At 41.0% G+C, this 23,927-nt stretch carries 29 protein-coding genes; all 29 read left to right on the top strand.

Annotated features, from left to right (window positions below):
• The 29 genes from fliI to tsf all read left to right on the top strand — a co-directional run bounded on the left by fliI (position 1) and on the right by tsf (position 23,925).
• Positions 1-1,281, top strand: coding sequence for a flagellar protein export ATPase FliI (gene fliI / locus FNL97_RS11725; RefSeq protein ID WP_062753396.1), 1,281 nt, complete (start codon positions 1-3; stop codon positions 1,279-1,281).
• 5 nt (positions 1,282-1,286) lie between these two features.
• Entirely contained in the window at positions 1,287-1,730 is a 444-nt protein-coding gene (gene fliJ, locus FNL97_RS11720) for a flagellar export protein FliJ (protein WP_015863448.1), read from the top strand.
• A gap of 3 nt (positions 1,731-1,733) precedes the next feature.
• Positions 1,734-2,387 carry a MotE family protein gene (locus tag FNL97_RS11715; protein WP_143415844.1) on the top strand — a complete coding sequence of 218 codons (654 nt, stop codon included), beginning with the start codon at positions 1,734-1,736 and terminating at the stop codon, positions 2,385-2,387.
• Entirely contained in the window at positions 2,384-3,607 is a 1,224-nt protein-coding gene (locus FNL97_RS11710) for a flagellar hook-length control protein FliK (RefSeq protein ID WP_143415843.1), read from the top strand. Before FNL97_RS11715 ends, FNL97_RS11710 begins: the two co-directional genes overlap by 4 nt.
• Positions 3,608-3,618: 11 nt before the next feature.
• The gene (flgD, locus tag FNL97_RS11705) at positions 3,619-4,041 is read left to right on the top strand and encodes a flagellar hook assembly protein FlgD (RefSeq protein WP_062753391.1); all 423 of its coding nucleotides are present in this window, start codon (positions 3,619-3,621) and stop codon (positions 4,039-4,041) included.
• A gap of 22 nt (positions 4,042-4,063) precedes the next feature.
• Positions 4,064-4,873: a flagellar basal body rod protein FlgG gene (gene flgG / locus FNL97_RS11700; RefSeq protein ID WP_143415842.1), complete on the top strand. Its 810-nt coding sequence runs from the start codon at positions 4,064-4,066 to the stop codon at positions 4,871-4,873.
• A gap of 45 nt (positions 4,874-4,918) precedes the next feature.
• Positions 4,919-5,137, top strand: coding sequence for a flagellar FlbD family protein (locus FNL97_RS11695; protein WP_062753388.1), 219 nt, complete (start codon positions 4,919-4,921; stop codon positions 5,135-5,137).
• A complete protein-coding gene (gene fliL, locus FNL97_RS11690; protein ID WP_097354733.1) occupies positions 5,134-5,559 on the top strand; it encodes a flagellar basal body-associated protein FliL in 426 nt (141 codons plus the stop codon). The genes FNL97_RS11695 and fliL overlap by 4 nt, the downstream gene beginning before the upstream one ends.
• 30 nt (positions 5,560-5,589) lie before the next feature.
• Positions 5,590-6,594 (top strand): flagellar motor switch protein FliM, encoded by a 1,005-nt coding sequence (gene fliM / locus FNL97_RS11685; RefSeq protein WP_062678219.1) that lies wholly within the window; start codon positions 5,590-5,592, stop codon positions 6,592-6,594.
• The gene (fliY, locus tag FNL97_RS11680) at positions 6,584-7,789 is read left to right on the top strand and encodes a flagellar motor switch phosphatase FliY (RefSeq protein ID WP_143415841.1); all 1,206 of its coding nucleotides are present in this window, start codon (positions 6,584-6,586) and stop codon (positions 7,787-7,789) included. Before fliM ends, fliY begins: the two co-directional genes overlap by 11 nt.
• A gap of 22 nt (positions 7,790-7,811) precedes the next feature.
• Complete coding sequence (locus FNL97_RS11675) at positions 7,812-8,171, top strand: response regulator (RefSeq protein WP_013401257.1); 360 nt, start codon at positions 7,812-7,814, stop codon at positions 8,169-8,171.
• A 20-nt stretch (positions 8,172-8,191) separates the two neighbouring features.
• A complete protein-coding gene (fliZ, locus tag FNL97_RS11670) occupies positions 8,192-8,857 on the top strand; it encodes a flagella biosynthesis regulatory protein FliZ (RefSeq protein ID WP_015863457.1) in 666 nt (221 codons plus the stop codon).
• Complete coding sequence (gene fliP / locus FNL97_RS11665) at positions 8,850-9,518, top strand: flagellar type III secretion system pore protein FliP (protein WP_015863458.1); 669 nt, start codon at positions 8,850-8,852, stop codon at positions 9,516-9,518. Before fliZ ends, fliP begins: the two co-directional genes overlap by 8 nt.
• Before the next feature lie 14 nt (positions 9,519-9,532).
• Entirely contained in the window at positions 9,533-9,802 is a 270-nt protein-coding gene (gene fliQ, locus FNL97_RS11660; protein WP_015863459.1) for a flagellar biosynthesis protein FliQ, read from the top strand.
• A gap of 6 nt (positions 9,803-9,808) precedes the next feature.
• Complete coding sequence (gene fliR, locus FNL97_RS11655; RefSeq protein WP_015863460.1) at positions 9,809-10,582, top strand: flagellar biosynthetic protein FliR; 774 nt, start codon at positions 9,809-9,811, stop codon at positions 10,580-10,582.
• Positions 10,583-11,665, top strand: a complete 1,083-nt coding sequence (gene flhB, locus FNL97_RS11650; protein ID WP_143415840.1) for a flagellar biosynthesis protein FlhB — start codon at positions 10,583-10,585, stop codon at positions 11,663-11,665.
• Positions 11,666-11,684: 19 nt separating this feature from the next.
• Positions 11,685-13,724 (top strand): flagellar biosynthesis protein FlhA, encoded by a 2,040-nt coding sequence (gene flhA / locus FNL97_RS11645; protein ID WP_015863462.1) that lies wholly within the window; start codon positions 11,685-11,687, stop codon positions 13,722-13,724.
• On the top strand, positions 13,721-14,839 hold the full coding sequence (gene flhF / locus FNL97_RS11640) for a flagellar biosynthesis GTPase FlhF (protein WP_015863463.1): 1,119 nt from the start codon (positions 13,721-13,723) through the stop codon (positions 14,837-14,839). Before flhA ends, flhF begins: the two co-directional genes overlap by 4 nt.
• Positions 14,836-15,705 (top strand): MinD/ParA family protein, encoded by an 870-nt coding sequence (locus FNL97_RS11635; protein ID WP_015863464.1) that lies wholly within the window; start codon positions 14,836-14,838, stop codon positions 15,703-15,705. The genes flhF and FNL97_RS11635 overlap by 4 nt, the downstream gene beginning before the upstream one ends.
• A gap of 7 nt (positions 15,706-15,712) precedes the next feature.
• Positions 15,713-16,810, top strand: coding sequence for a protein-glutamate methylesterase/protein-glutamine glutaminase (locus tag FNL97_RS11630; protein WP_015863465.1), 1,098 nt, complete (start codon positions 15,713-15,715; stop codon positions 16,808-16,810).
• Complete coding sequence (locus tag FNL97_RS11625; RefSeq protein WP_062678211.1) at positions 16,776-18,803, top strand: chemotaxis protein CheA; 2,028 nt, start codon at positions 16,776-16,778, stop codon at positions 18,801-18,803. Before FNL97_RS11630 ends, FNL97_RS11625 begins: the two co-directional genes overlap by 35 nt.
• 31 nt (positions 18,804-18,834) lie before the next feature.
• The gene (locus FNL97_RS11620; RefSeq protein WP_015863467.1) at positions 18,835-19,272 is read left to right on the top strand and encodes a chemotaxis protein CheW; all 438 of its coding nucleotides are present in this window, start codon (positions 18,835-18,837) and stop codon (positions 19,270-19,272) included.
• A gap of 48 nt (positions 19,273-19,320) precedes the next feature.
• Positions 19,321-19,953, top strand: a complete 633-nt coding sequence (locus FNL97_RS11615) for a chemotaxis protein CheC (RefSeq protein ID WP_041269852.1) — start codon at positions 19,321-19,323, stop codon at positions 19,951-19,953.
• A gap of 38 nt (positions 19,954-19,991) precedes the next feature.
• The gene (locus FNL97_RS11610) at positions 19,992-20,450 is read left to right on the top strand and encodes a chemotaxis protein CheD (protein WP_198008024.1); all 459 of its coding nucleotides are present in this window, start codon (positions 19,992-19,994) and stop codon (positions 20,448-20,450) included.
• A gap of 43 nt (positions 20,451-20,493) precedes the next feature.
• Positions 20,494-21,258: a FliA/WhiG family RNA polymerase sigma factor gene (locus FNL97_RS11605; protein ID WP_015863470.1), complete on the top strand. Its 765-nt coding sequence runs from the start codon at positions 20,494-20,496 to the stop codon at positions 21,256-21,258.
• A gap of 21 nt (positions 21,259-21,279) precedes the next feature.
• A complete protein-coding gene (locus FNL97_RS11600; RefSeq protein ID WP_015863471.1) occupies positions 21,280-21,525 on the top strand; it encodes a hypothetical protein in 246 nt (81 codons plus the stop codon).
• A gap of 9 nt (positions 21,526-21,534) precedes the next feature.
• A complete protein-coding gene (locus FNL97_RS11595; RefSeq protein ID WP_143415839.1) occupies positions 21,535-22,005 on the top strand; it encodes a hypothetical protein in 471 nt (156 codons plus the stop codon).
• 159 nt (positions 22,006-22,164) lie between these two features.
• Positions 22,165-22,872, top strand: coding sequence for a 30S ribosomal protein S2 (gene rpsB / locus FNL97_RS11590; RefSeq protein WP_143415838.1), 708 nt, complete (start codon positions 22,165-22,167; stop codon positions 22,870-22,872).
• A 168-nt stretch (positions 22,873-23,040) separates the two neighbouring features.
• Positions 23,041-23,925, top strand: coding sequence for a translation elongation factor Ts (gene tsf / locus FNL97_RS11585; RefSeq protein WP_143415837.1), 885 nt, complete (start codon positions 23,041-23,043; stop codon positions 23,923-23,925).
• The last annotated feature ends 2 nt before the right edge of the window (positions 23,926-23,927 follow it).

Genomic DNA, 23,927 nt, shown 5'->3' with positions numbered 1-23,927 from the left:
ATGGACACTTATAAACGGTTTGGCAAAGTTTCACGGGTCATTGGCTTAATGATTGAAGCGAAAGGACCGGAAAGCTCAGTCGGCGACATTTGCTATATTCACACTAGAAGCGGCAGGCAAAAACAATTGATTGCGGCAGAAGTAGTTGGATTTAAAGAGCAACATGTATTGTTAATGCCGTTTTCGACTGTTCAGCATATTTCACCAGGATGTATTGTTGAAGCAACTGGAAAACCGTTGCAAATTCACGTTGGCTCGCCATTAATCGGGCAAGTGCTTGACCCTCTCGGCTATCCACTAGATGGCAGCCCATTGCCGAAGGGATTGCATCCTATTTCGATTGAGCGCAATCCGCCCAATCCACTTGCAAGACCGCCGATCAACGAACCGATCGAAGTTGGGGTTCGGATCATTGACAGCTTGTTAACGGTTGGCAAAGGGCAGCGCGTCGGAATTTTTGCCGGTTCGGGAGTTGGAAAAAGCACGTTAATGGGGATGATTGCCCGTCACACGAATGCGGATATAAATGTTATCGCATTAATTGGTGAGCGCGGACGTGAAGTCCGTGAATTTATTGAACGGGACCTCGGTCCGGAAGGTTTGGCCCGTTCTATCGTTGTCGTTGCCACTTCTGATCAGCCTGCGCTCATGCGTGTAAAAGGAGCGTATACCGCCACGGCGATTGCGGAATATTTCCGCGACCAAGGGATGGATGTGATGTTTATGATGGACTCTGTCACACGCGTTGCCATGGCGCAGCGAGAAATTGGACTAGCCATCGGCGAGCCGCCGACAACAAAAGGGTATACTCCGTCCGTGTTTGCTATCTTACCAAAATTATTAGAGCGTACAGGGACGAGCGCTTACGGCACTATTACCGCATTTTATACCGTACTTGTGGACGGAGATGACATGAACGAGCCGATTGCTGATACGGTACGCGGCATTTTGGATGGGCATTTCATCCTTGAACGAAGCTTAGCCAATAGGGGACAGTATCCAGCCATTAACGTATTGAAAAGCGTTAGCCGCGTAATGAATCATATTATTACACCAGAACATCGGCAAGCGGCAGATAAACTGCGCCAGCTTCTATCCACTTATATTAATTCGGAAGACTTAATCAATATAGGGGCGTACAAACGAGGATCGTCAAACGAAATTGATGAAGCGATTCGTTATTATCCAAAAATCATTTCTTTTTGCAAACAAGATATTCATGAAAAAATAACAAAAGACAAAAGCATTGAAATGCTAATTGACCTAATCCATGCAGGGTGAAAAAAATGGGATACGCATTTAAGCTGCAAAAAGTTTTAACAATGAAAGAAAATGAGAAACATCAAGCAGCAGGAGAATACAATGAAGCCGTACGGCGCTTTGAGGAAGTGGCGGAAAAATTATACCACTTTCTTAAGCAAAAAGAACAATATGAAGAAATCCATAAACAAAAACTTCAATCAGGATTGTCCATTCAAGAAATTCGCCACTTCCAGCAGTTTATTTCCAATCTTGAACGAACGATCCACCATTATCAGCTTCTAGTGATGCAAGCAAGAGAACAAATGCACCGGAAGCAAATGAAATTAACAGAGCTTAATATAGAAGTAAAAAAATATGAAAAAATGAAAGAAAAATATATACAAGCTGCTTTCGATGTGGAAAGAACCGCAGAAAATAAATGGATGGATGAAATTTCGATTCAACGTTTTGTACATCGGGGAGATTAGAAGATGGCACAAAATCAAGAAATGGAGAGAGAAGAAAAAGAAAGCAAACTCCAATGGTTTTTATTTATCATTGTCATTCCATCGTTGTTTGCGGCGGCATTAGCTCTTGTCATTATGACCATTGCGGGAGTTAACGTTCTTGATACGGTAAAAACATTCAGCAAAAATATTCCGATTATCTCGCAATTGGTAGATGTGCACAAAATACAAAGAAAGCTAGAAACAATGATTGAAAAGCAAAACGAAGTGATCGAGCAACAAAAGAAACAAATTAACGAGCTAGAAAATGAATTATCGGCAAAACAACAAGAAGTGGACAGGCTGAAAAAAGAGAAGGAACATTTAGAAGAACAATTATCATTGATGGAAGCAAACAAAGAGGAACTACCTGAAGACAAAACCGCAACGATGAACACAACGAACAACACAACGATGGAAGACATTGCGAGCATGTATGAAACGATGTCAGAGAAAAACGCTGCAATGATTTTAACAAAAATGCCGGAAAGCGATGTACTGACGATCTTATCCTCACTAGACAGTGATAAAGCGGCGGCCATTTTAGAGAAAATGCCGCCAGATGATGCAGCAAAATATACGTCGATGCTGGCAAAACGCGCTGAAGAAAATCCACCCGTTGAGGAGGCGGCAAGGTGAAAATTGGAACTAGCTATCAACAGTTCGGTCAACCAATAGTAGGACCGCCAAAAAAATCAACTCTTAAGCTAGCAGGGGAAAAAGAGGAATGCAGTCCGTTTCAGCAGCTGCTGGCGATGATCGAAACGGATGCAAAAAATGAAGAAGGAAACGTTCTTGTTTCTAATGAGCGTTTTTCCACGCCATCGAAAGAACAGGAAGACGTAACCGGCGAATTTAGGATAGAAGAATCGTTTTCTTTTCTTCTTTTCCTGTTGAACAACATGATAGATACCGGTCAAACGAATTTTCATTCTATTTTTCCCAACCGTTCAATCGAACAGTTAAATAATGTAGTAGATAAAGAAGCGATCATACAGTTAATCCAGCAAATAAGCAATGTTGCGGATAAAGATATATCAGTAGAACAAATAAGCAATGTTATAAATGACGAAGCCGCGTCCCGTTTGTATTCCTTTTTTGATAACGATATACAGCCTTTGCAGCAAAACAGCATCATGAAAGAAAGTGAAAAACAGATCGATATACAAGCGTTTTTGCGAGAAGTGCTGACAAGATTGGATAAGCAAGAAGAGAAAAGTAAAAAAACAGAAAGATCGATGTTGCAAAATCGGTTTTCACTTTCATCTGCTTTTAGTAAAAGCTTTGATTCCACATTAGGAGACAAAGCGGCTGCTGAAAACGCAGAGAGACAGAAAGAATCCCTTATACAACCGTTTAATAGGTTGTTGCCAAATGGAAATATCATGATGTCGAAAGAGAACGTACCGATTATTGCCGTTGATCAAACGTTGTCAGAACAAAAGGCAAATGAGGCACTTCTTCAACAATTTACAAATATTATCCAATCAGGCCGATTTACTCGTTTCAAAAACGGAAATGCGCAATTTGTCATTCGCCTTTATCCTGAACATTTGGGAACATTGACCATAAAGATTGTACGGGAACATGGGACATTAACAGCAAAGCTAATCGCGTCGACGGATTCGGCGAAAGAACTTTTAGATGCAAATTTATCGCAACTTCAGCAAGTTTTGTCGACGGAAAATGTAACGGTGGAAAAATGGAACGTATTGACGCAAGATCGCCATGCGCCTGCATTTTACCAAGAAGAACGCGGGCATGAACAAAAAGAACGGCAGCAGCGAAAAGAAGAGAAAGCGAAAAAGCAGCCTCCTTTCCATACGTTGATGTCAGAAATGATCGATAGGAAAGTATAGGAGGGAAAAGCGTGACAAATGGAATTGATTCAAGTTTGCTGTTAGACAACTATAAGCCGCCCGAGCGGAAAACGGGAAATCAAATATTAGGAAAAGATGATTTTTTAAAAATTTTGCTTGTTCAATTGCAAAACCAAGATCCGTTAAATCCGATGGAAGATAAAGAGTTTATTGCGCAAATGGCGAGCTTTTCTTCTTTAGAACAAATGATCAATATTTCAAGCATGCTCGAACAATTTATAAAAACACAACATGATCATGCCCTGCTTCGTTACAGCGAATGGATTGGCAAAAACGTTTATTGGCAAGAGGATGAAAACACAAAAAGCGGGATCGTTCAATCGGTGTCACAAAAAGATCAGCAAATTTTTCTAGAACTTGATAATGGCACAACGATCAAAGCGAGTCTTGTGGTGAAAGTGGAATCTAAATAAAGAAAAAGGGAGAGGAAACACAATGCTTCGTTCTATGTATTCGGGAATTGGCGCAATGAGAAATTTCCAAACAAAGCTGGATGTCATTGGGAATAACATCGCCAACGTCAATACATATGGATTTAAAAAAGGAAGAACGATTTTTAAAGATTTAGTAAGCCAGCAAATTGCAGGGGCAAGCGGTCCGACAGCAAACCGCGGCGGCGTAAACCCAAAACAAGTTGGTCTAGGATCCCAACTGGCAGCGATTGATACCGTCCATACGCAAGGAAGCTTGCAAACGACAGGACGTCCGCTTGATTTAGCGATTTCTGGAGATGGATTTTTCGTCTTGGGAGATGCAAATGGAAGTAATCTAGTATACACAAGAACAGGAAATTTTTACTTAGATTCCGGAGATGATGATTACAGATATATCGTCAGCGCTGACGGACGCTATTTACTCAACACAAGTGGTGAGCGTATCAGAATTCCTAAAACTGCACAAAGCATTAGTATCGGTGCAGATGGAACTGTAAGCTACGTAAATGCAAGTGGGCAATTACAGACCGCTGGCACCATCCAATTAGCGAAATTTCCTAATAATGACGGATTAGAAAAGGCAGGAGACAATCTTTTCAGACAAACAGCTAACTCTGGTACAGCAACTACAGGCGCCCCTGGTGCTAATGGAACTGGCACTATTGTCGCTGGTACGCTGGAAATGTCCAACGTCGATCTTGCGGAAGAGTTTACGGAAATGATTGTCGCGCAGCGCGGCTTCCAAGCGAATACGCGCATTATTACAACATCGGATGAAATTTTGCAAGAGCTTGTCAACTTGAAGAAATAGTAAAGGGGGGAGGGTACTAGCTGCCGTCTAGTACCCTGTGCATACATGATTACATTAACACGGCTAAATGGAAAAAAGTTTGTGTTAAATGCGATTTATATTGAACAAGTGGAAGCATTTCCCGATACAACGATTACGTTAACAAACGGAAAAAAGTTTGTCGTACGTGAATCCGTACAAGAGGTTATTCGATTGGCGAACGATTTTTATCGACAAGTTGCAGTGGTGCGCTTACCGGAAGGTTTAGGAGGATCGGAAACGTGAAAAGTAATGTAATAAAAACGATGGTAATTATACTTGTTATTATTGCTCTCATTGGCACCGTAGCTTTAATTGCTGTGATGAAACTAACCGAAGAAAAAGATCACAGCGCGCCAAGTGCCGATGAAATCGTGGCGTGCTCGATCGATATCCCAGAAATAACAACAAATTTAGCAGATGGACGTTATGTGAAAGTTTCCTTTAAAATTCAAGCAAACAGTGAAGAAGGAAAAGAAGAAGCGGCAAAACGCGATTTTCAAATTAAAAATATTATTATCGAAGAGCTTTCTGAAATGAAAGCGGAAAATTTTAAAGGAAAAAAAGGCATGACTGATTTAGAAGAACGTTTAAAACAACAAATTAACCAAATTATGCAAGAAGGAAGAGTGGAGCAAGTATATATTACCTCCTTTATCCTCCAATAGCTTGTACTTAAAAAGGGGGAAAACGAGCACATGACGACCGGTGAAGTATTATCACAAAGCGAAATAGACGCGCTGTTAGCGGCGCTGTCCGCGGGAGAAATGAGCGCGGAAGAATTAAAAAAAGAAGAAGAGGGAAAGCGCGTTAAAGTATATGATTTTAAGCGGGCGCTTCGTTTTTCGAAAGATCAAATTCGCAGTCTAACGCGCATTCATGAAAATTTTGCAAGATTATTAACTACCTTTTTCTCGGCGCAATTGCGTACATATGTGCAAATATCGGTGGCATCTGCCGACCAAATTCCGTATGAAGAGTTTATTCGTTCCATTCCGAAAATGACGATTTTAAACATCTTTGAAGTACCACCGCTCAATGGCCATATATTAATAGAAGTGAATCCAAATATCGCCTATGCGATGCTTGATCGTGTAATGGGCGGAAGAGGAACAAGTATGAATAAAGTAGATAATTTAACAGAAATTGAAACAAAAATTATGTCCAATTTATTTGATAAAGCTTTTTCCAATTTGCGTGATGCATGGGAATCGGTGGCAGAGATTGATCCTATTTTCACCGATTTTGAAGTAAATCCGCAGTTTTTGCAAGTGATATCACCAAATGATACGGTTGTCGTTATTTCACTAAACACAAAAGTCGGTGAAACGAGCGGAATGATTAATATTTGTATACCACATGTTGTGCTAGAGCCGATTATACCAAAGCTCTCCGTCCATTATTGGATGCAGGCGCAAAAAAAAGAAAGTTCACCGGAAGAAACAGAAGCGATCGAAAGACGAATTCGCTTTGCCAAACTGCCTATTATTGCTGAGCTTGGCACTGCAACAATTACCATTCAAGAATTTTTGCAGCTCGAAGTCGGTGATGTTATTGAGCTCGACCAATCCATTCAACAACCGCTTCTGATTAAAGTAGGGGATATTCCAAAATTTATTGGTCAGCCCGGAAAACGAAACAAAAGGTTGGCGGTACAAATTTTAGATGCGTTTAAGGGGGAAGAAGATTACAATGATGAATGATGATATGTTATCCCAAGATGAAATCGATGCGCTGCTGCGTGGATTAGACGAAAATGATGAGGAAATTCCAAAAATAGATGATGTATTGTCGCCGCTTGAGCAAGATGCGCTAGGGGAAATTGGCAATATTTCGTTTGGGAGCTCAGCAACAACGCTGTCGATGTTGCTGAATCAAAAAGTGGAAATTACGACCCCAAGCGTTTCGGTCATTGAACGAAAAAATGTAGCTGACGAGTTTCCATTACCGTATGTAGCGATTCAAGTAAATTATACAGATGGACTTTTAGGAACGAATCTGCTTGTTATTAAACAAGAAGATGCAGCTATTATTGCGGATTTAATGCTAGGTGGAGATGGAAAAAGTGCGGCTGATTTATTAGGAGAGATTCAATTAAGCGCTGTACAGGAAGCAATGAATCAAATGATGGGGTCAGCAGCGACATCGATGTCCACTATTTTCGGAAAACGTGTCGATATTTCTCCCCCAACCGTTCACTTGCTAGATGTCAAAGAAGGGGAAGGAATTGAATATTTGCCGGATGAAGACGTATTTATTAAAGTTTCTTTTCGGTTGAAAATTGGCAATTTAATTGATTCAAATATTATGCAATTATTGCCAGTTGATTTTGCGAAAGAACTTGTGCAGCAGCTGCTTCATTCAACTAGTGAAACAGACTCTTCTAGCGGTGTGAAAGAAGCAGGGAAAGAAACCGTTATGCAAGAAGCGGCGCTTTCTAAGCAATCAGTAACGGCTGAAACAATTGATACATCGCCGTCTTACGAACTTCCTAAAACGGAAAATTATGTTACACATGAAACAGCTCCTTCTCATCGCGATACAAATCATTTTGGGACGTATGCTAGAGCGGGAGAACGACAAATTCAATCGGTTGATTTTGCTGAATTTGAACCATCCCCGCCAGCGGATGCAGAAGTGAAAAATTTATCGCTTCTTCTTGATGTTCCGCTTCAAGTAACCGTCGAACTTGGTCGTACGAAACGTTCTGTTCAGGAAATTTTAAGTTTGTCATCAGGCTCTATTATCGAATTGGATAAATTAGCGGGAGAGCCTGTTGATATATTGGTGAACAATAAGTTAATTGCTAAAGGAGAAGTAGTTGTGATTGATGAAAATTTCGGTGTACGCGTCACCGATATTATCAGTCAAAGTGATCGCCTAAAAAGACTAAAATAATCATTTAGGAGGTTGATAGACAATGGCAAGAATATTGGTTGTTGATGATGCAGCGTTTATGAGAATGATGATTAAAGATATTTTAACAAAAAACGGACACGAAGTAGTGGCAGAAGCAGCCGATGGCTTGCAAGCGATTGAAAAATATAAGGAAACCCGTCCAGATATCGTAACGATGGACATTACCATGCCGGAGATGGATGGTATTACTGCATTAAAAGAAATTAAGAAAATTGACAGCAATGCAAAAGTCATTATGTGTTCAGCGATGGGGCAGCAAGCAATGGTGATTGATGCTATTCAAGCGGGAGCAAAGGATTTTGTTGTAAAACCATTCCAAGCTGACCGTGTCATTGAGGCGATTAATAAAACGCTTGGATAAATATAAGAGGTGGAACAAGTTTGTTTCGGTTACGAATCATTCCATTATTTTTATGTATCGTCATCACGATTGCTGCGCAAACAGGCTTTCCTGTTTTTGCGGAGCAATCGCCAACGGTGAATGAATGTTTGCAGCATCCTGACTTGTGCGAACAACAAACAGATTTGCATAAAAAAGTTACATCAACTCAAAAAGAGCAAGGTTCGCCTTTATCCGTTTGGGATGTCATTAAACTTATTGGGGCAACAGTGTTTGTACTTTTATTAATTTATGGATTGCTAAAATTTCTCCATCATCGCGGCCAGTTGTTTACTGGAAAAAAAGGAGTTATTGAGCATCTTGGTGGGACAAGCGTTGGAACAAATCGTTCGGTCCAATTAATAAAAGTAGGAAATCGCATTCTTGTGATTGGAGTTGGCGAATCGATTCAACTATTGCGAGAAATCGATGATGAAAAAGAGATAGAAGAAATTTTGGCGCTGCATCATGAACGATTGCAGCAAATGTTAGAACCAAGCAAATGGGGTGCTCGTCTGCGCGATTACTTAACAGAGAAACGAAAACAGACAAGTGATCGTCATGATTCGTTTCGCGATATGTTTTTAAAAGAAATGCAGGAGCTGTCAGTCAAGCGGAAAGAATTATTGAAGCAGGTCAAACGGAAAGGAACGACATCCGATGAATGAATTTGTGCAAATGTTTAACCAAGTCGCTCCTGAAAATGTCTCTATGTCTGTAAAACTATTATTATTATTAACTGTATTGTCCATCGCTCCTGGCATTTTAATTATGATGACATGCTTTACACGCATCGTTATCGTTTTATCGTTCGTTCGCACATCGCTTGGAACGCAGCAAATGCCGCCAAACCAAGTGCTGGTCGGTTTAGCGCTATTTTTAACGTTTTTCATTATGGCCCCGACTTTTAAAGAGATAAACGACCAAGCGTTGCAACCATTGTTTTCAGAAAAAATTAGTTTAGAGCAAGCGTATGAACGTGCTTCTGTACCGATAAAAGAGTTTATGAGCAAACATACACGGCAAAAAGATTTGGCTTTATTTTTGTCCTATAGCGGTGCAGAAAAACCGAAATCCGTACAAGATATCCCGCTTACGACGCTTGTTCCGGCATTTGCGATCAGCGAAATAAAAACGGCGTTTCAAATGGGATTTATGATTTTTATTCCGTTTCTTGTCATCGATATGATCGTTGCAAGTGTCTTGATGTCGATGGGAATGATGATGCTGCCGCCTGTGATGATTTCATTGCCGTTTAAAATTTTATTGTTTGTCCTTGTTGATGGATGGTATTTAGTCGTGAAATCTTTGTTAGAAAGCTTTCAGTAAAGTAGGTGGCAAAAATGAGTGCCGATTTTGTCATTCATATGGCGGAGCGGGGAGTGTATATGATTTTAATCGTGTGCGGTCCGCTTCTCTTATTGGCTCTTGCCGTTGGACTGATTGTCAGCATTTTTCAAGCAATGACGCAAATTCAAGAGCAGACGCTTGCCTTTGTGCCCAAAATTGTTGCGGTATTAATCGGACTTATTTTTTTCGGGCCTTGGATGTTATCGAGAATGGTGTCCTATGCATATGAGATTTTTAATAACTTAACAAAATTTATAGGCTGATGAGTGATGGAGCAATTATTATTACATTTTCCAGCATTTTTGCTCGTTTTTGCGCGGGTCGCTTCCTTTTTTGCGACATTGCCGCTGTTTTCGTATCGAACGATTCCAGCGGTACATAAAATCGGGCTATCCTTTTTTCTAAGTTGGATGATGTTTTTTTCCATTTCTAAACCGGCAATCCCCTTAGACGGAATGTATGTGCTGCTAGTAGTTAAAGAAGTGCTTGTCGGTCTTTTTATAGGTCTATTTGCCTATATGATTGTGTCGGCGATTCAAATCGTTGGCGGGCTGATTGATTTTCAAATGGGGTTTGCCATTGCCAATGTCATCGATCCGCAAACGGGTGCGCAAAGCCCGCTAGTGGGGCAATATCTTTATACGTTTGCTTTATTGTTGTTGCTCTCAGTCGATGGACATCATTTGCTGCTAGATGGAGTATTTTACAGTTATCGTTTTATCCCGCTTGATCATTGGCCGCATTTTGACCACGGCCATGTCGCTAAATACATTGTCAAATCGTTTAGCACGATGTTTATTATTGCTTTTCAAATGTCGGTTCCACTTGTTGGCTCCTTATTTTTAGTCGATGTTGCGCTTGGAATTGTTGCCCGCACCGTACCGCAGCTTAATATTTTCGTTGTCGGTTTTCCAGTAAAGATTGCGGCGGCGTTTATATTATTGATTGTAACGATGGCAACGCTGTTTATCGCTGTCCGCCATTTGTTCGACATGATGTTTTTGGCGATGCGTGAGCTGATGAAGCTTTTAGGAGGCACATAAATGAATGAGTTGCGCCTTGATTTACAATTTTTCGCCGGCGAAAAAACGGAGAAAGCGACGCCTAGAAAGCGGCAAGAAGTGCGAGAAAAAGGACAAGTTGCCAAAAGTGCCGATATCAATACCGCGATTGTGATGCTTATTGTTTTTCTTGTTTTGTACTTCTTAGGAACTTTTTATAAAGAAAAGCTTTTGCACTTCATGTATCAATCTTTCGAACAATATGCACGAGTTGATTTAACCATTGACTCGGTTCACCGTCTTTCTATCACTTGGCTGAAAAATATGGCGATGCTCGTTGCACCCATTTTTTTCGCGGCAGTCATCGCCGCTTGTTTAGCCAATTTTTTGCAAGTCGGTTTTTTGTTTACGACAGAACCGTTGAAAATGAAATGGAATAGGCTTGATCCCGTTCAAGGGTTTAAGCGAATGATATCGCTGCGAGCGATTGTAGAACTCTTAAAATCGATTTTAAAAATCAGTGTTGTCGGACTTGTTACGTTTGCATTGTTATGGTTTCAGATTGATCATATTTTGTCGTTAACAACGAAATCAATAAGCACGACATTAAGCTCGTTAGCTAGTTTAACGGCAAAAATGGGGCTTTATGCTTCTTCAGCGCTGTTGTTTCTCGCCATTTTTGATTATTTATATCAACGTTTTGACTTTGAAAAAAATATTCGAATGTCAAAACAAGATATTAAAGACGAATACAAAAAAACAGAAGGCGATCCATTAATTAAATCAAAGATCAAGCAAAAACAGCGGGAAATGGCGATGAGGCGGATGATGCAAGAGGTTCCGAAAGCCGATGTTGTCATAACGAACCCAACGCATTATGCGGTAGCACTAAAGTACGAGGACGGAAAAATGGATGCGCCGATGGTTGTGGCAAAAGGTGTCGATTATGTTGCGCTAAAAATCAAGCAACTAGCAAAAGAGCATGATGTCGTGACGGTAGAAGATCGTCCGCTTGCCCAGGCGCTTTATCGGCAAACGGAAGTTGGCGATATGATTCCGGAAGAGTTTTTTAAAGCGGTAGCCGAAATTTTAGCGTACGTGTACCGCTTGAAACGAAAAGTTTAGCAGTAAGGAGAGAACGTGTATGCAAGCAAGAGATTTATCGGTATTATTGATGGTTGTTTTAATTGTAGCAATGCTCATTATCCCGCTGCCGTCATGGCTGTTAAGTGTATTAATTATTATTAATATTTCGCTTGCGCTATTAGTTCTCCTTACGGCGATGAATATGAAAGAGCCGTTGCAATTTTCGATTTTTCCGTCCCTTTTATTACTTCTTACACTATTTCGGTTAGGGTTAAACGTTTCTACGACACGTTCGATTTTAAGTAAAGGAGAAGCAGGCGGGGTTGTGGAAACGTTTGGTACGTTTGTTGTTGGCGGCAATGTGGTCGTCGGCTTCGTTGTGTTTTTGATTTTAATTATTATCCAGTTTGTCGTCATTACAAAAGGCGCTGAACGTGTATCAGAAGTAGCGGCACGCTTTACGCTCGATGCGATGCCTGGGAAACAAATGAGCATTGACGCTGATTTAAATGCAGGAATGATTTCGGAACAAGAAGCGCGGCAGCGCCGTGAAAAAATTGCTCAGGAAGCGGACTTTTATGGGGCGATGGATGGAGCGAGCAAATTTGTAAAAGGCGATGCTATTGCCGGGATGATTATTGTGGTCGTTAATATGCTTTTTGGCATGGTGATTGGCGTTGTTCAGCAGGGGCTTGATGTTTCTGAGGCGGCACAGCGCTACACGTTATTAACCGTTGGGGATGGAATTGTTAGTCAAATTCCGGCATTATTAATTTCAACAGCTACGGGAATTGTCGTGACAAGAGCCGCATCCGATAGCAATCTCGGCGGCGACATTATGAAGCAGTTGTTTGCGTTTCCAAAAATGTTATATGTGACGGCGGGAACGATTTTCTTGTTAGGCCTGTTCACACCGATTAATGATGTGCTTACGATTCCGATTGCCGGTCTGCTTGCGCTTGGCGGATATCGTTTTTCCACACAGACGGCCCGTCAAGAAGCAGCGCCTTCGCAAGAAGAAACGAAAGAAACGGAAATGGACGAATTAAAAAGTCCGGAAAGTGTTATTAGCCTACTGAATGTGGATCCGATTGAGTTTGAGTTTGGTTATGCCCTTATTCCGCTTGCCGATGCGAATCAAGGCGGGGATCTGCTTGATCGGATTGTCATGATTCGCCGGCAGCTAGCCCTAGAGCTAGGGTTAGTCATTCCAGTTGTTCGTATACGTGATAATATTCAACTTCAGCCAAATGAGTATCGTTTAAAAATTAAAGGGAATGAAGTGGCGCGCGGTGAACTGCTCTTAGATCATTATTTAGCGATGAGCCCAGGAATCGAAGATGATTCCATTGAGGGAATTGACACTGTGGAGCCGGCATTTGGACTTCCTGCCAAATGGATTTCCGAAGAGATGAAAGATCGGGCGGAAATGTTGGGCTATACGGTCGTTGATCCGCCGTCTGTCGTTTCTACACATATTACAGAAGTGTTAAAAGCCCATGCTTATGAATTGTTAGGGCGTCAGGAAACGAAGCAGCTTATCGATCATTTGAAAGAATCGTATCCGGTATTAGTGGAAGAAGTGACGCCGAATCCACTTTCGATCGGTGAAGTGCAAAAAGTACTAGCGAAACTATTAAAAGAAAAAGTATCGATTCGCAATTTGCCGCTCATTTTTGAAACACTGGCAGATTTTGCCCGCATGACAACGGATACAGACATATTAACCGAATATGTGAGGCAAGCGTTAGCAAGGCAAATTACGAATCAATATGTCATTCCGGGAGAGCCGTTAAAAGTAATTACATTATCAGGAAAAGTAGAAAAAACGATTGCCGATGCGGTACAACAGACTGAACATGGAAGCTATCTATCGCTGGATCCGGAAAGGTCGCAGTCGATTATTGAAGCGATTGCCGCACAGCTTGAACAGCATCCGTTTGCGAATCAGACGCCGATTTTGCTTTGTTCCCCTGCTGTTCGTATGTATGTGCGGCAATTGACGGAACGATATTTTCCAAACTTGCCGATTTTATCTTACAACGAGCTTGAAGCAAATGTGGAAGTTCAAAGCGTTGGGATGGTGGATATAGCATGAAAGTAAAGAAATTTGTTGCACCGTCGATGCCGGAAGCAATGAAAATGATTCGTGCGGAACTTGGGAGCGATGCGGTGATTTTAAATTCAAAAGTGGTTCGTAAAGGCGGATTTTTGGGGTTATTTACAAAAAAAAATATCGAGGTGATTGCCGCTGTCGACTCGCAGCCTGTTCGCCAAAGATTAGAAAGAAAAAAAGAAACGGCTCCGTTTCTTGCCGAGAAAAAACAGAACAAAGATGCGGAGTTGCTTCATGAACTAAAAGAGTTAAAAACGATGTTAAAACAGCTCTCGACAAACGTCACCACCGGATTTTCCCATTATCCGAAACCGCTTAGAGAAGTGCATTACCGGCTAGTACGACAAGAAATTTCTGCTCCGCTTGCGCAAGAAATCATGGCTGATTTGCTTGAGAAATGGTATAAAAGTGGCGGAAAAGCGGCAGAAAAGCAGGTGTTTGCCTGGGCCAAAGAAATCGTGAAGGAAAAATTGTCGCCGCTTCCGTTCGGCGGAATTTCCTTTCAGAAAAAATATATTAATGTTGTTGGGCCAACAGGGGTAGGAAAAACGACGACATTAGCCAAAATTGCGGCGCGCTGCGTTTTGGAGCATGGAAAAAACATTGCATTTATTACGACAGACACGTATCGGATTGCAGCCATCGATCAACTGAAAACGTATGCCAACATTTTAAATGTACCTCTTGAAGTTTGCTATAATTTGCAAGATTTTCACGAAGCAAAGAAAAAACTGTCCGATCGCGATGTAGTATTTATTGATACAGCGGGACGAAATTTCCGTCATTTACAATATGTAAAAGATTTGCGAAATATGATCGATTTTAATGAAGAAATGGAAACGTTTCTCGTATTTGCGCTAACGGCAAAATACGAGGATATGAAAACGATTTATGAACAGTTTTCTCTCATTCCGATTGATCGCTTCATCTTTACAAAGTTAGATGAAACAACTCATTACGGTGCGATGTTTAATTTAATGATGGAATATAAAGTAGGAGCTGCTTATTTAACAAATGGCCAAAACGTTCCTGACGATATGATGGAAGCATCGGTTGAACAAATGATGAATATGTTGTTTGGAGTCGAACGAACATGAGAGATCAAGCAGAAAGCTTACGGTTGCGATTAAATAGACGAAATGAACAAAGTGCGACAAAAGCGATTGCAATCACTAGCGGGAAAGGTGGGGTCGGTAAATCCAACGTCTCACTCAACTTTTCGATTATGTTATCCAAACGAGGCTTTCGGGTATTGTTGCTTGACATGGACATTGGAATGGGAAACATCGATATTTTGCTCGGTCAATCGTCTCATGCGACGGTAATTGACTTGTTTTATGAGCGGTTTTCGTTATATGAGCTGATTAAAAATGGTCCGGAAAATATTTCGTTTATTGCTGGAGGAACAGGACTAGCAAACATATTTACAATGGACGAAGAAAAAGTAGATTTCTTTTTAACGCAGCTGCAATTGGTGTCGGAACAATACGACTATCTTATTTTCGATATGGGAGCGGGGATTTCCGAAGATCGTCTTCGTCTTTTAAAGGCGGTCCATGAAATTTTTATCGTCACGACACCGGAGCCGACAGCGATGACAGATGCGTATGCGATGATGAAGTATGTTCATATGCAAGAAAAGAATATTCCGTTTTATGTCATTGTGAATCGAGCCCAGACCGATCAAGAAGGACGAGATACGTTGCGTCGATTAAAAAGTGTGGCAAAACAATTTCTTAATAAGGATATTATTCCGTTGGGCGTTTTGCCGGAAGACCGCTCTGTCTATAAGGCAGTAGTGCGGCAAACACCGTTTTTACTGTTCGACCCGGCTTCGAAAATTAGCCGTGCAATGTATATGCTAACGGATCGTTATTTGTCAGCGCGGGCAATGGATGAAGAAAGAGTCCAGCGATCGTTTAACTTCTTTGCTAGATTGCGGCATTTCCTTTTAGAAAGGTAGAGAATACATGAACAAAGTGAAAGTGCTCGTTGTAGATGACTCGGCTTTTATGCGAAAGTTTATTACCGATCTTCTTTCCGAAAACCCGCAAATCGAAGTAGTAGGAGCGGCTAGAAACGGCAAAGAAGCACTAAAAAAGGTTTCTCTGCTAAATCCGGATGTCGTTACATTAGATGTCGAAATGCCGATTATGAATGGGATTGATGCGCTTAAACAAATAATGAAAGAACATCCGCTTCCTGTTGTAATGTTATCCAGCACGACGACAGAAGGTGCAAAAAATACGATTATCGCCATGCAATATGGGGCGATCGACTTTGTTGCAAAACCGTCCGGGGAGATTTCGCTTGATTTATATAAAGTGAAAGAAGAACTAATAAACAAAGTGCTGCTAGCAAGTCGTGCCAATGTACGGGTAATATCCAAAGACAATGCCAGTGAAATAATAATGAATCCGATGTATGACAAGCGGGCACATCAGCGCAAAAAAATCGTTTGTATTGGGACATCAACGGGAGGCCCCCGCGCTTTACAGCAAGTGTTAACGAGATTGCCAGAAAATATTGCTGCACCAATTATGATCGTTCAACATATGCCAAAAGGATTTACAAAATCATTGGCACAAAGGCTTGATTCACTTTCACAAATTACCGTAAAAGAGGCAGAAGATGGGGAAACGTTGCAAAATGGCACTGCTTATATTGCGCCTGGCGGGTTTCATTTATTAGTACGTGAATCAAATGGGTCGCTTACGGCATGCGTGGAACAGTCGCCGCCACGAAATGGCCATCGTCCATCTGTTGATGTGCTGTTTGAATCGATAAGCGCATTAACGGGCTATGAAAAAATTGCAGTCATTATGACAGGAATGGGTTCAGACGGAACAGCAGGATTAAAAAAATTAAAAGAAAATGGAAACACCAAAGTAATCGCTGAAGCACAGGAAACAGCGGTCGTGTTCGGGATGCCGAGAGCAGCGATTCAAGCAAATGTAGTAGATTCGATCGTGCCTTTAGAACAAATTGCAGAAATGATTGTCAAATATGTAGAAGGGCAAGGGGGAAAAGGCGATGGACATGAGCCAATATTTGGAAGTGTTCATTGAAGAAAGTAAAGAGCATTTACAAGCAATCAATGAACAGTTGCTAGAATTGGAAAAAGCACCTGAAGACATGTCGATTGTAAACGAGATTTTCCGTTCAGCACATACGTTGAAAGGAATGTCTGCAACGATGGGGTTTGAAGATTTAGCAAATTTGACCCATCAAATGGAAAATGTGCTTGACGGCATTCGCAACCATAAAATTACCGTTACCCCAGAAATATTAGATGTTGTTTTTCAGGCAGTGGATCATTTAGAAGCGATGATTATGTCCATTGCGGAAGGCGGCGATGGCAAGCGTGATGTAAAAGAAGTAGTCGATCAATTAAAACGTATTGAACAAGGAGAGTCACCGACTAAATTAGGAACGGAACAGACTAGTTCTTCTAATATATCACTTACCCAAACTTACGGAGAATTTGAGTACAATGTGCTGCAACAATCAAAAGAGCAAGGCTTTTTTGCGTATGAAATACGCGTTAAATTACGAGCTGACTGTTTATTAAAATCTGCACGCGTGTTTATGATATTTGAAGCATTAAACGAAGCAGGCGAAGTGATTAAATCGAACCCTCCTGTAGAGATGCTTGAGGAGGAGAAGTTTGATCGGGAATTCATTGTCACCGTTGTAACGAAAAAATCAGCAGAAGAATTATATGAGCGGATAATGAAAGTTTCCGAAGTGGAAGAAGTGGACGTAGCACTATTCGATATAGATGAGCGGAAGAAAACAAACGATGTCGAAGTTGTTCAGGAAGAAACAATGCAACAACAAGCAGCAACCGTCGAGAAAGAACAGCGTCCGAAAAGTGTTGAGGCAAATGCAGCGACAAAGCAATCGATACCAGCAAATAAAACGATCCGCGTTAATATCGAACGACTCGATATTTTAATGAATTTATTTGAGGAGCTTGTCATTGACCGCGGGCGTTTGGAGCAAATTTCCCGCGAATTAAATCATCCGGAACTTCATGAAACGGTGGAACGAATGTCGCGCATTTCAAGCGATTTACAAAACATTATTTTAAATATGCGCATGGTGCCGGTAGAAACGGTCTTTAACCGCTTCCCGCGCATGGTTCGTCAGTTGGCGCGTGAATTAGGGAAAAAAGTAAAGCTAGAAATCATCGGGGCGGAAACAGAGCTTGATCGCACGGTTATTGATGAAATCGGTGATCCGCTTGTTCACCTTCTCCGCAATGCAATTGACCATGGCATTGAAACACCAGATGTGCGTCGGGCAAACGGCAAACCGGAAGAAGGAACGGTAAAATTAAAAGCGTATCATAGCGGTAATCATGTGTTTATTGAAATAGAGGACGATGGTGCCGGCATTAATCGTGATAAAGTGTTGCAAAAAGCGATGGATAAGGGAATTATTTCCCAGCAAAACGCCGCTAATTTAACGGATAGGCAAGTGTATGAGCTTATTTTTGCCCCCGGTTTTTCCACAGCGGACAAAATCTCTGATATTTCCGGACGCGGAGTTGGGCTTGATGTTGTCAAAAGCACGATCGAATCGCTTGGCGGTGCGGTGACAGTGGATTCCGAGGAAGGAAAAGGATCCATTTTTTCGATTCAACTGCCGTTAACATTGTCCATTATTTCAGTGCTGCTTGTTGAAATTCAACAAGAAAAATATGCTATTCCATTATCATCCATTATTGAAACAGCAATCATTAAAAAGGAAGATATTTTCCATGCGCATAATCAGCGAGTCATTGATTTCCGTGGAAAAGTTGTCCCGCTTGTATTCTTAAAAGAAATTTTTGAAGTACCAACTATATCGGAAGAGAAAGAATTTGTTTCCGTGGTCATCGTTCGCAAAGGGGAAAAAATGGCGGGCCTTGTTGTTGATTCCTTTATTGGGCAACAGGAAGTCGTTTTAAAATCATTAGGAAACTATTTAACTTCTGTATTTGCTATTTCCGGTGCCACCATATTAGGGGATGGGCAAGTAGCGCTTATTATCGACTGCAATGTGTTAATTAAATAATAGTGGTTTTAATTGGAAGGAGGAATGTAAGATGGTTGACGTTCAAGAGTCGGAATGGAAAGTGATTGTTTTTCAACTAAAAAATGAAGAATATGCACTCCCTGTTCAATACGTTCGTTCCATCGAAAAAATTCAACATATTACTCGAGTTCCGCGTACGGCGCATTATGTGAAAGGAGTTATTAATTTACGTGGTGTAGTAACACCGATTATTGACTTGAGAGAACGATTTGGTTTTCCTTCTTCCCCTTATTCCGAACAAACGCGCATTATTATTGTTGCGCTTCAAGATATAGAAGTTGGATTGATTGTCGATGCTGCTAACGATGTGCTTGATATACCCGCGTCAAGCATCGAACCGCCTCCAGAAGCGATTGGTGCTGTGGAAGTGGATTATATTCATGGGGTAGCAAAGGTAGGAAAAAGATTGCTTATTTTGCTCAATTTAGAGAAAGCGTTGGAAACATAATGCCATTGTCGGGAAAGCTTTGCTTTTATCGAGAGGAGTTACAAAATGATGGAACATATCAACAAATTAAGTGGCACCCATATTGATATTTTAAAAGAAATCGGCAATATCGGAGCAGGGAATGCAGCAACAGCCTTATCAAAACTATTAAATAAAAAAATTGAAATGGCTGTTCCATATGTTCAAATTGCTACATTTGATGAAGTAATGGAGCTTATTGGCGGTGCGGAACAAGTAGTAGCATGTGTGTATTTGAGGATTGAAGGAGATGCTCCGGGAAATATGTTTTTTGTACTTTCATTGGCACAGGCAGAGCGGTTTATACGTCAAATGACGGGGGATGAGACGTTTACGTTTGATTCACATCCATCAGAACTAGGACAATCAGCGCTGCAAGAGCTAGGAAATATACTTGCCGGTTCCTATCTTTCGGCACTGGCTGACTTTACTAATTTGGCATTTTATCCATCTGTTCCGATGCTAACCGTTGATATGATTGGCGCTATTTTGCAATATGGGTTATTGGAATTGTCTCGCGTTGGTGATTATGCGATTCTTATTGATACCGCTTTGTATGATGAACGCCGTCCAGAAGATAGTGTCAATGGGCATTTCTTCTTGCTTCCTGATCCAGATTCGTTCGCTTCCATTTTTCGCGCATTAGGTGTGGATCTTCCGTGAGCGAAACCATTCATGTAGTAAAAGTTGGCATTGCCGATATGAAGGTGGTTCATGCGCCAAATTTAATTCGAACATCTGGATTAGGATCATGTGTCGGCGTTGTCATTTTTGACCAATGGAAGGAAGTGGCGGGACTTGCGCATGTGATGCTTCCTGATTCTTCGCTTTCGAGATCGGAAACAATGAACGTAGCGAAATATGCAGATACAGCGATCGAAGCGTTAATAGAACTCGTTGTTCAGGCGGGAGGAAGAAAAGGGATGCTAAAAGCAAAAATGGCCGGTGGAGCGCAAATGTTTTCTTTTCCTTCCAAAAGTACGGATATGATGCGAATTGGAGCAAGGAATGTCGAAGCAGTTAGGCAGCAGTTGAACCGGTTTCATATTCCGATCGTTGCCGAAGATGTTGGCGGCAACAGCGGACGAACGATCGAATTTAATCCGAAAACGGCCATTTTATCGATTCGTACAGTGAATCAAGGGATGAAAGAAATATGAGAGAAATAACAGCGGCATTTTGAAAAAGATGAGGTGGAATCACATGGCGAACGTTTTAACGAGCGAAGAACGCAAATATTGGGATCGTTGGATATATCACCGTGACCCGCAAGCCGGAGATAAGCTCGTGCAAACATATATGCCGCTTGTTCATTATCATGTTCAACGAATAGCCGCGTCGTTGCCAAAAACTATAAGTAAACAAGAATTAATAAGTCTTGGATTAATGGGGCTTTACGACGCGCTCGAAAAGTTTGATCCCTCCCGTGATTTAAAATTTGATACGTACGCCTCATTTCGGATTCGCGGCGCCATTTTCGATGGGCTGCGCAAAGAAGATTGGCTTCCGCGCAGCGTAAGGGAAAAGGCGAAAAAAATTGAGGAAACGATCGAAAAGCTGGAGCAGCGGTATATGCGGTCTGTTACAGCAAAAGAAGTTGCCGATGAACTAGGGATCACAGAAGAGGAAGTATATATGGCAGTAAATGAGAACTTTTTTGCCAACGTCTTATCTTTTCAACATGTTATTACGGAAAACAAGGAAGAAGAAAACGCGCTTCTAGCCATTCGTGATGAAAAAACACCTTCTCCGGAGGAAGAAGTTTTAAAGCAGGAATTGTATGAGAAATTGGCAGAAGTAATCCAGCAGCTAAGTGAAAAAGAGCAGCTTGTTATTAGTTTGTTTTATAAAGAAGAACTTACTTTTACCGAAATTGGAGAAATTTTAGGACTTTCCACATCAAGAATTTCCCAGCTTCATTCAAAAGCCATTTTTAAGCTGCGCAAAATTCTAGAACAAGCGCTTTAGCTTAAAAGGAAGTGGGGACATATGGATATCAAATTAATCGAATTACAAATAGCGTTCCCAAAAACGTACGATGCTGGAAAAATTCAAAATGCTTTGCATCATCACGCACAGCTTGTGCAATCGAAGCTTGCTGAAGCGACAAAAAAACAAGAGGAGCGAGCGCGGAGGCAAGTGACAGAAAAGCGAACAAGCGCCAATATTTGCCGGGAACAAAACAATAAAAATATCCATCCATATAAAGGAAAAATCATTGATATGATAGGATAGAGGGATGCGATGATTGCATTTTTACTTGTTGTCAGTTTTATTCTTCATGCGCTTTCATTGTTCGTTATTATTTTGCTTTATTTACAATTATCGAAAGTGAAAGAAACAGAAAAACGTCAGCAACAAATGGCTGAGGAGATGGAACAAACGTTTTCTGCATATTTATTAGAGTGGAAGGAAGAAAACGAGCGTTTTCTAAAAGAGCTGACCGACATGCTGACCAATCGCACTAAGGATGATAGAAAGCAATCTTCTTCCAAAGCCGATGCAACATCGACAAAAGAAGAAGCGCTGCCTAACTATTTTCCAAACGTTGACGATGTGAAAGACATCGTTGATATACGTCATCAAGCTATGCCTTCGCTTGTCGAAGAGGCATGGCAGCTTTTCGAACAAGGAAAAACGATTGAAGAAATCGCTAAAATTCTAAAAAAAGGAAAAACGGAAATCGAGTTATTATTAAAATTTCGCCAAAAGTAGGCTAACAATTGCTTGATTGTCACATGCAGTTATGATATATTTTTACATGGTGTGAATACACACGCCCATCGATTTAAGCAACGGTGCTGACGCTGTCAGTCTTGCTTAAAAATGACGTGGGCGGAGGAATAAAAACCAAGCAAATAGGAGGATCTTGCAATGTCAGTTATTTCTATGAAACAATTGCTTGAAGCTGGTGTTCATTTCGGACATCAAACTCGCCGTTGGAATCCAAAAATGAAAAAATATATTTTCACAGAACGCAACGGCATTTATATTATCGACTTACAAAAAACCGTCAAAAAAATGGAAGAAGCATATAATTTCGTAAAAGAATTAGTAGCAAACGGCGGTAAAATTTTGTTTGTCGGTACGAAAAAACAAGCGCAAGAGTCTGTGAAAGAAGAAGCAGAACGTTGCGGCATGTTCTATGTGAATCAACGTTGGTTAGGTGGTACATTAACAAACTTTGCAACGATTCAAAAACGTATTAAACGTTTAAAAGAAATTGAAAAAATGGCGGAAGACGGCATCTTTGACGTACTTCCGAAAAAAGAAGTCATTCGTTTAAAGAAAGAACAAGAACGTTTAGAGAAATTTTTAGGCGGCATTAAAGAAATGAAAGAATTGCCGGACGCATTGTTCGTAATCGATCCGCGCAAAGAGCGCATTGCTGTTGCGGAAGCGCGCAAATTAAACATCCCGATTATCGGTATCGTTGATACAAACTGCGATCCGGATGAAATTGACTATGTCATTCCAGCAAACGACGATGCGATTCGCGCGGTAAAACTTCTTACTTCGAAAATCGCTGATGCGGTGTTAGAAGGAAAACAAGGCGAAGAAGCAGTTGTTGCTGCTGAGTAATGTGTTTTGGGAAAGGTGATAAGAGGGGAAAAGCCTTTTATCACCTTTTTTTGAGACAGAAAATGGCGGTTGTTGGCTATACTAATGAGTACGGAAGAGAGTAAAATTAGCGGAAGCTGATTTTGCTTAAATGTACATACATGCGAATTTAAAGGAGGATTTTTATTTATGGCGATTACAGCACAAATGGTAAAAGAATTGCGTGAAAAAACGGGCGCAGGGATGATGGATTGCAAAAAAGCGCTCACTGAAACAAATGGCGATATGGAAAAAGCGATCGATTGGCTTCGTGAGAAAGGGATCGCCAAAGCGGCGAAAAAAGCGGATCGCATCGCTGCGGAAGGAATGACGCTGGTCGAAATCGACGGCAACACGGCTGTTATTTTAGAAGTGAACTCTGAAACGGACTTTGTTGCGAAAAACGAAGCGTTCCAAACGTTAGTAAAAGAACTTGCTGCACACTTGTTAAAACATAAACCAGCTACGTTGGAAGAAGCGCTTGGGCAAACAATGGATAACGGGGCAACAGTTCAAGAACATATTAATGCTGCAATCGCAAAAATTGGTGAAAAAATCACGTTGCGTCGTTTTGAAATTGTGGAAAAAGGAGAAAATGATGTTTTCGGTGCGTATTTGCACATGGGAGGCCGCATCGGCGTATTAACATTATTAGCAGGTTCGGCAAACCAAGAAGTAGCGAAAGATGTGGCAATGCATATCGCCGCATTGCATCCGAAATACGTTTCTCGCGACCAAGTGCCGCAAGAAGAAATTAATCGCGAACGCGAAGTATTGAAACAGCAAGCATTAAATGAAGGAAAACCGGAACATATCGTTGAAAAAATGGTAGAAGGCCGTTTAAATAAATTTTATGAAGATATTTGCTTGCTAGAACAAGCATTTGTGAAAAACCCAGATGTAAAAGTCCGTCAATATGTTGAATCTAACGGCGCGACAGTGAAAACATTTATCCGTTATGAAGTTGGCGAAGGTATGGAAAAACGCCAAGATAACTTTGCTGAAGAAGTAATGAATCAAATGAGAAAGCAATGAAT

Origin of the sequence: Geobacillus sp. E263 (genome assembly GCF_007197795.1) — a bacterium.
In the GTDB taxonomy this organism is placed as follows: domain Bacteria; phylum Bacillota; class Bacilli; order Bacillales; family Anoxybacillaceae; genus Parageobacillus_B; species Parageobacillus_B toebii.
Note: the sequence above shows the minus strand (reverse complement) of the source record. Positions and strands in the feature narration are given on the sequence as shown.

Coding starts and splice junctions, on each gene's coding strand:
- fliI (WP_062753396.1), top strand. CDS start 1: ATGGACACTTATAAACGGTTTGGCAAAGTTTCACGGGTCATTGGCTTA.
- fliJ (WP_015863448.1), top strand. CDS start 1,287: ATGGGATACGCATTTAAGCTGCAAAAAGTTTTAACAATGAAAGAAAAT.
- FNL97_RS11715 (WP_143415844.1), top strand. CDS start 1,734: ATGGCACAAAATCAAGAAATGGAGAGAGAAGAAAAAGAAAGCAAACTC.
- flgG (WP_143415842.1), top strand. CDS start 4,064: ATGCTTCGTTCTATGTATTCGGGAATTGGCGCAATGAGAAATTTCCAA.
- FNL97_RS11695 (WP_062753388.1), top strand. CDS start 4,919: ATGATTACATTAACACGGCTAAATGGAAAAAAGTTTGTGTTAAATGCG.
- fliM (WP_062678219.1), top strand. CDS start 5,590: ATGACGACCGGTGAAGTATTATCACAAAGCGAAATAGACGCGCTGTTA.
- fliY (WP_143415841.1), top strand. CDS start 6,584: ATGATGAATGATGATATGTTATCCCAAGATGAAATCGATGCGCTGCTG.
- FNL97_RS11675 (WP_013401257.1), top strand. CDS start 7,812: ATGGCAAGAATATTGGTTGTTGATGATGCAGCGTTTATGAGAATGATG.
- fliP (WP_015863458.1), top strand. CDS start 8,850: ATGAATGAATTTGTGCAAATGTTTAACCAAGTCGCTCCTGAAAATGTC.
- fliQ (WP_015863459.1), top strand. CDS start 9,533: ATGAGTGCCGATTTTGTCATTCATATGGCGGAGCGGGGAGTGTATATG.
- fliR (WP_015863460.1), top strand. CDS start 9,809: ATGGAGCAATTATTATTACATTTTCCAGCATTTTTGCTCGTTTTTGCG.
- flhB (WP_143415840.1), top strand. CDS start 10,583: ATGAATGAGTTGCGCCTTGATTTACAATTTTTCGCCGGCGAAAAAACG.
- flhA (WP_015863462.1), top strand. CDS start 11,685: ATGCAAGCAAGAGATTTATCGGTATTATTGATGGTTGTTTTAATTGTA.
- flhF (WP_015863463.1), top strand. CDS start 13,721: ATGAAAGTAAAGAAATTTGTTGCACCGTCGATGCCGGAAGCAATGAAA.
- FNL97_RS11635 (WP_015863464.1), top strand. CDS start 14,836: ATGAGAGATCAAGCAGAAAGCTTACGGTTGCGATTAAATAGACGAAAT.
- FNL97_RS11630 (WP_015863465.1), top strand. CDS start 15,713: ATGAACAAAGTGAAAGTGCTCGTTGTAGATGACTCGGCTTTTATGCGA.
- FNL97_RS11625 (WP_062678211.1), top strand. CDS start 16,776: ATGGACATGAGCCAATATTTGGAAGTGTTCATTGAAGAAAGTAAAGAG.
- FNL97_RS11620 (WP_015863467.1), top strand. CDS start 18,835: ATGGTTGACGTTCAAGAGTCGGAATGGAAAGTGATTGTTTTTCAACTA.
- FNL97_RS11615 (WP_041269852.1), top strand. CDS start 19,321: ATGGAACATATCAACAAATTAAGTGGCACCCATATTGATATTTTAAAA.
- FNL97_RS11610 (WP_198008024.1), top strand. CDS start 19,992: ATGAAGGTGGTTCATGCGCCAAATTTAATTCGAACATCTGGATTAGGA.
- FNL97_RS11605 (WP_015863470.1), top strand. CDS start 20,494: ATGGCGAACGTTTTAACGAGCGAAGAACGCAAATATTGGGATCGTTGG.
- FNL97_RS11600 (WP_015863471.1), top strand. CDS start 21,280: ATGGATATCAAATTAATCGAATTACAAATAGCGTTCCCAAAAACGTAC.
- FNL97_RS11595 (WP_143415839.1), top strand. CDS start 21,535: ATGATTGCATTTTTACTTGTTGTCAGTTTTATTCTTCATGCGCTTTCA.
- rpsB (WP_143415838.1), top strand. CDS start 22,165: ATGTCAGTTATTTCTATGAAACAATTGCTTGAAGCTGGTGTTCATTTC.
- tsf (WP_143415837.1), top strand. CDS start 23,041: ATGGCGATTACAGCACAAATGGTAAAAGAATTGCGTGAAAAAACGGGC.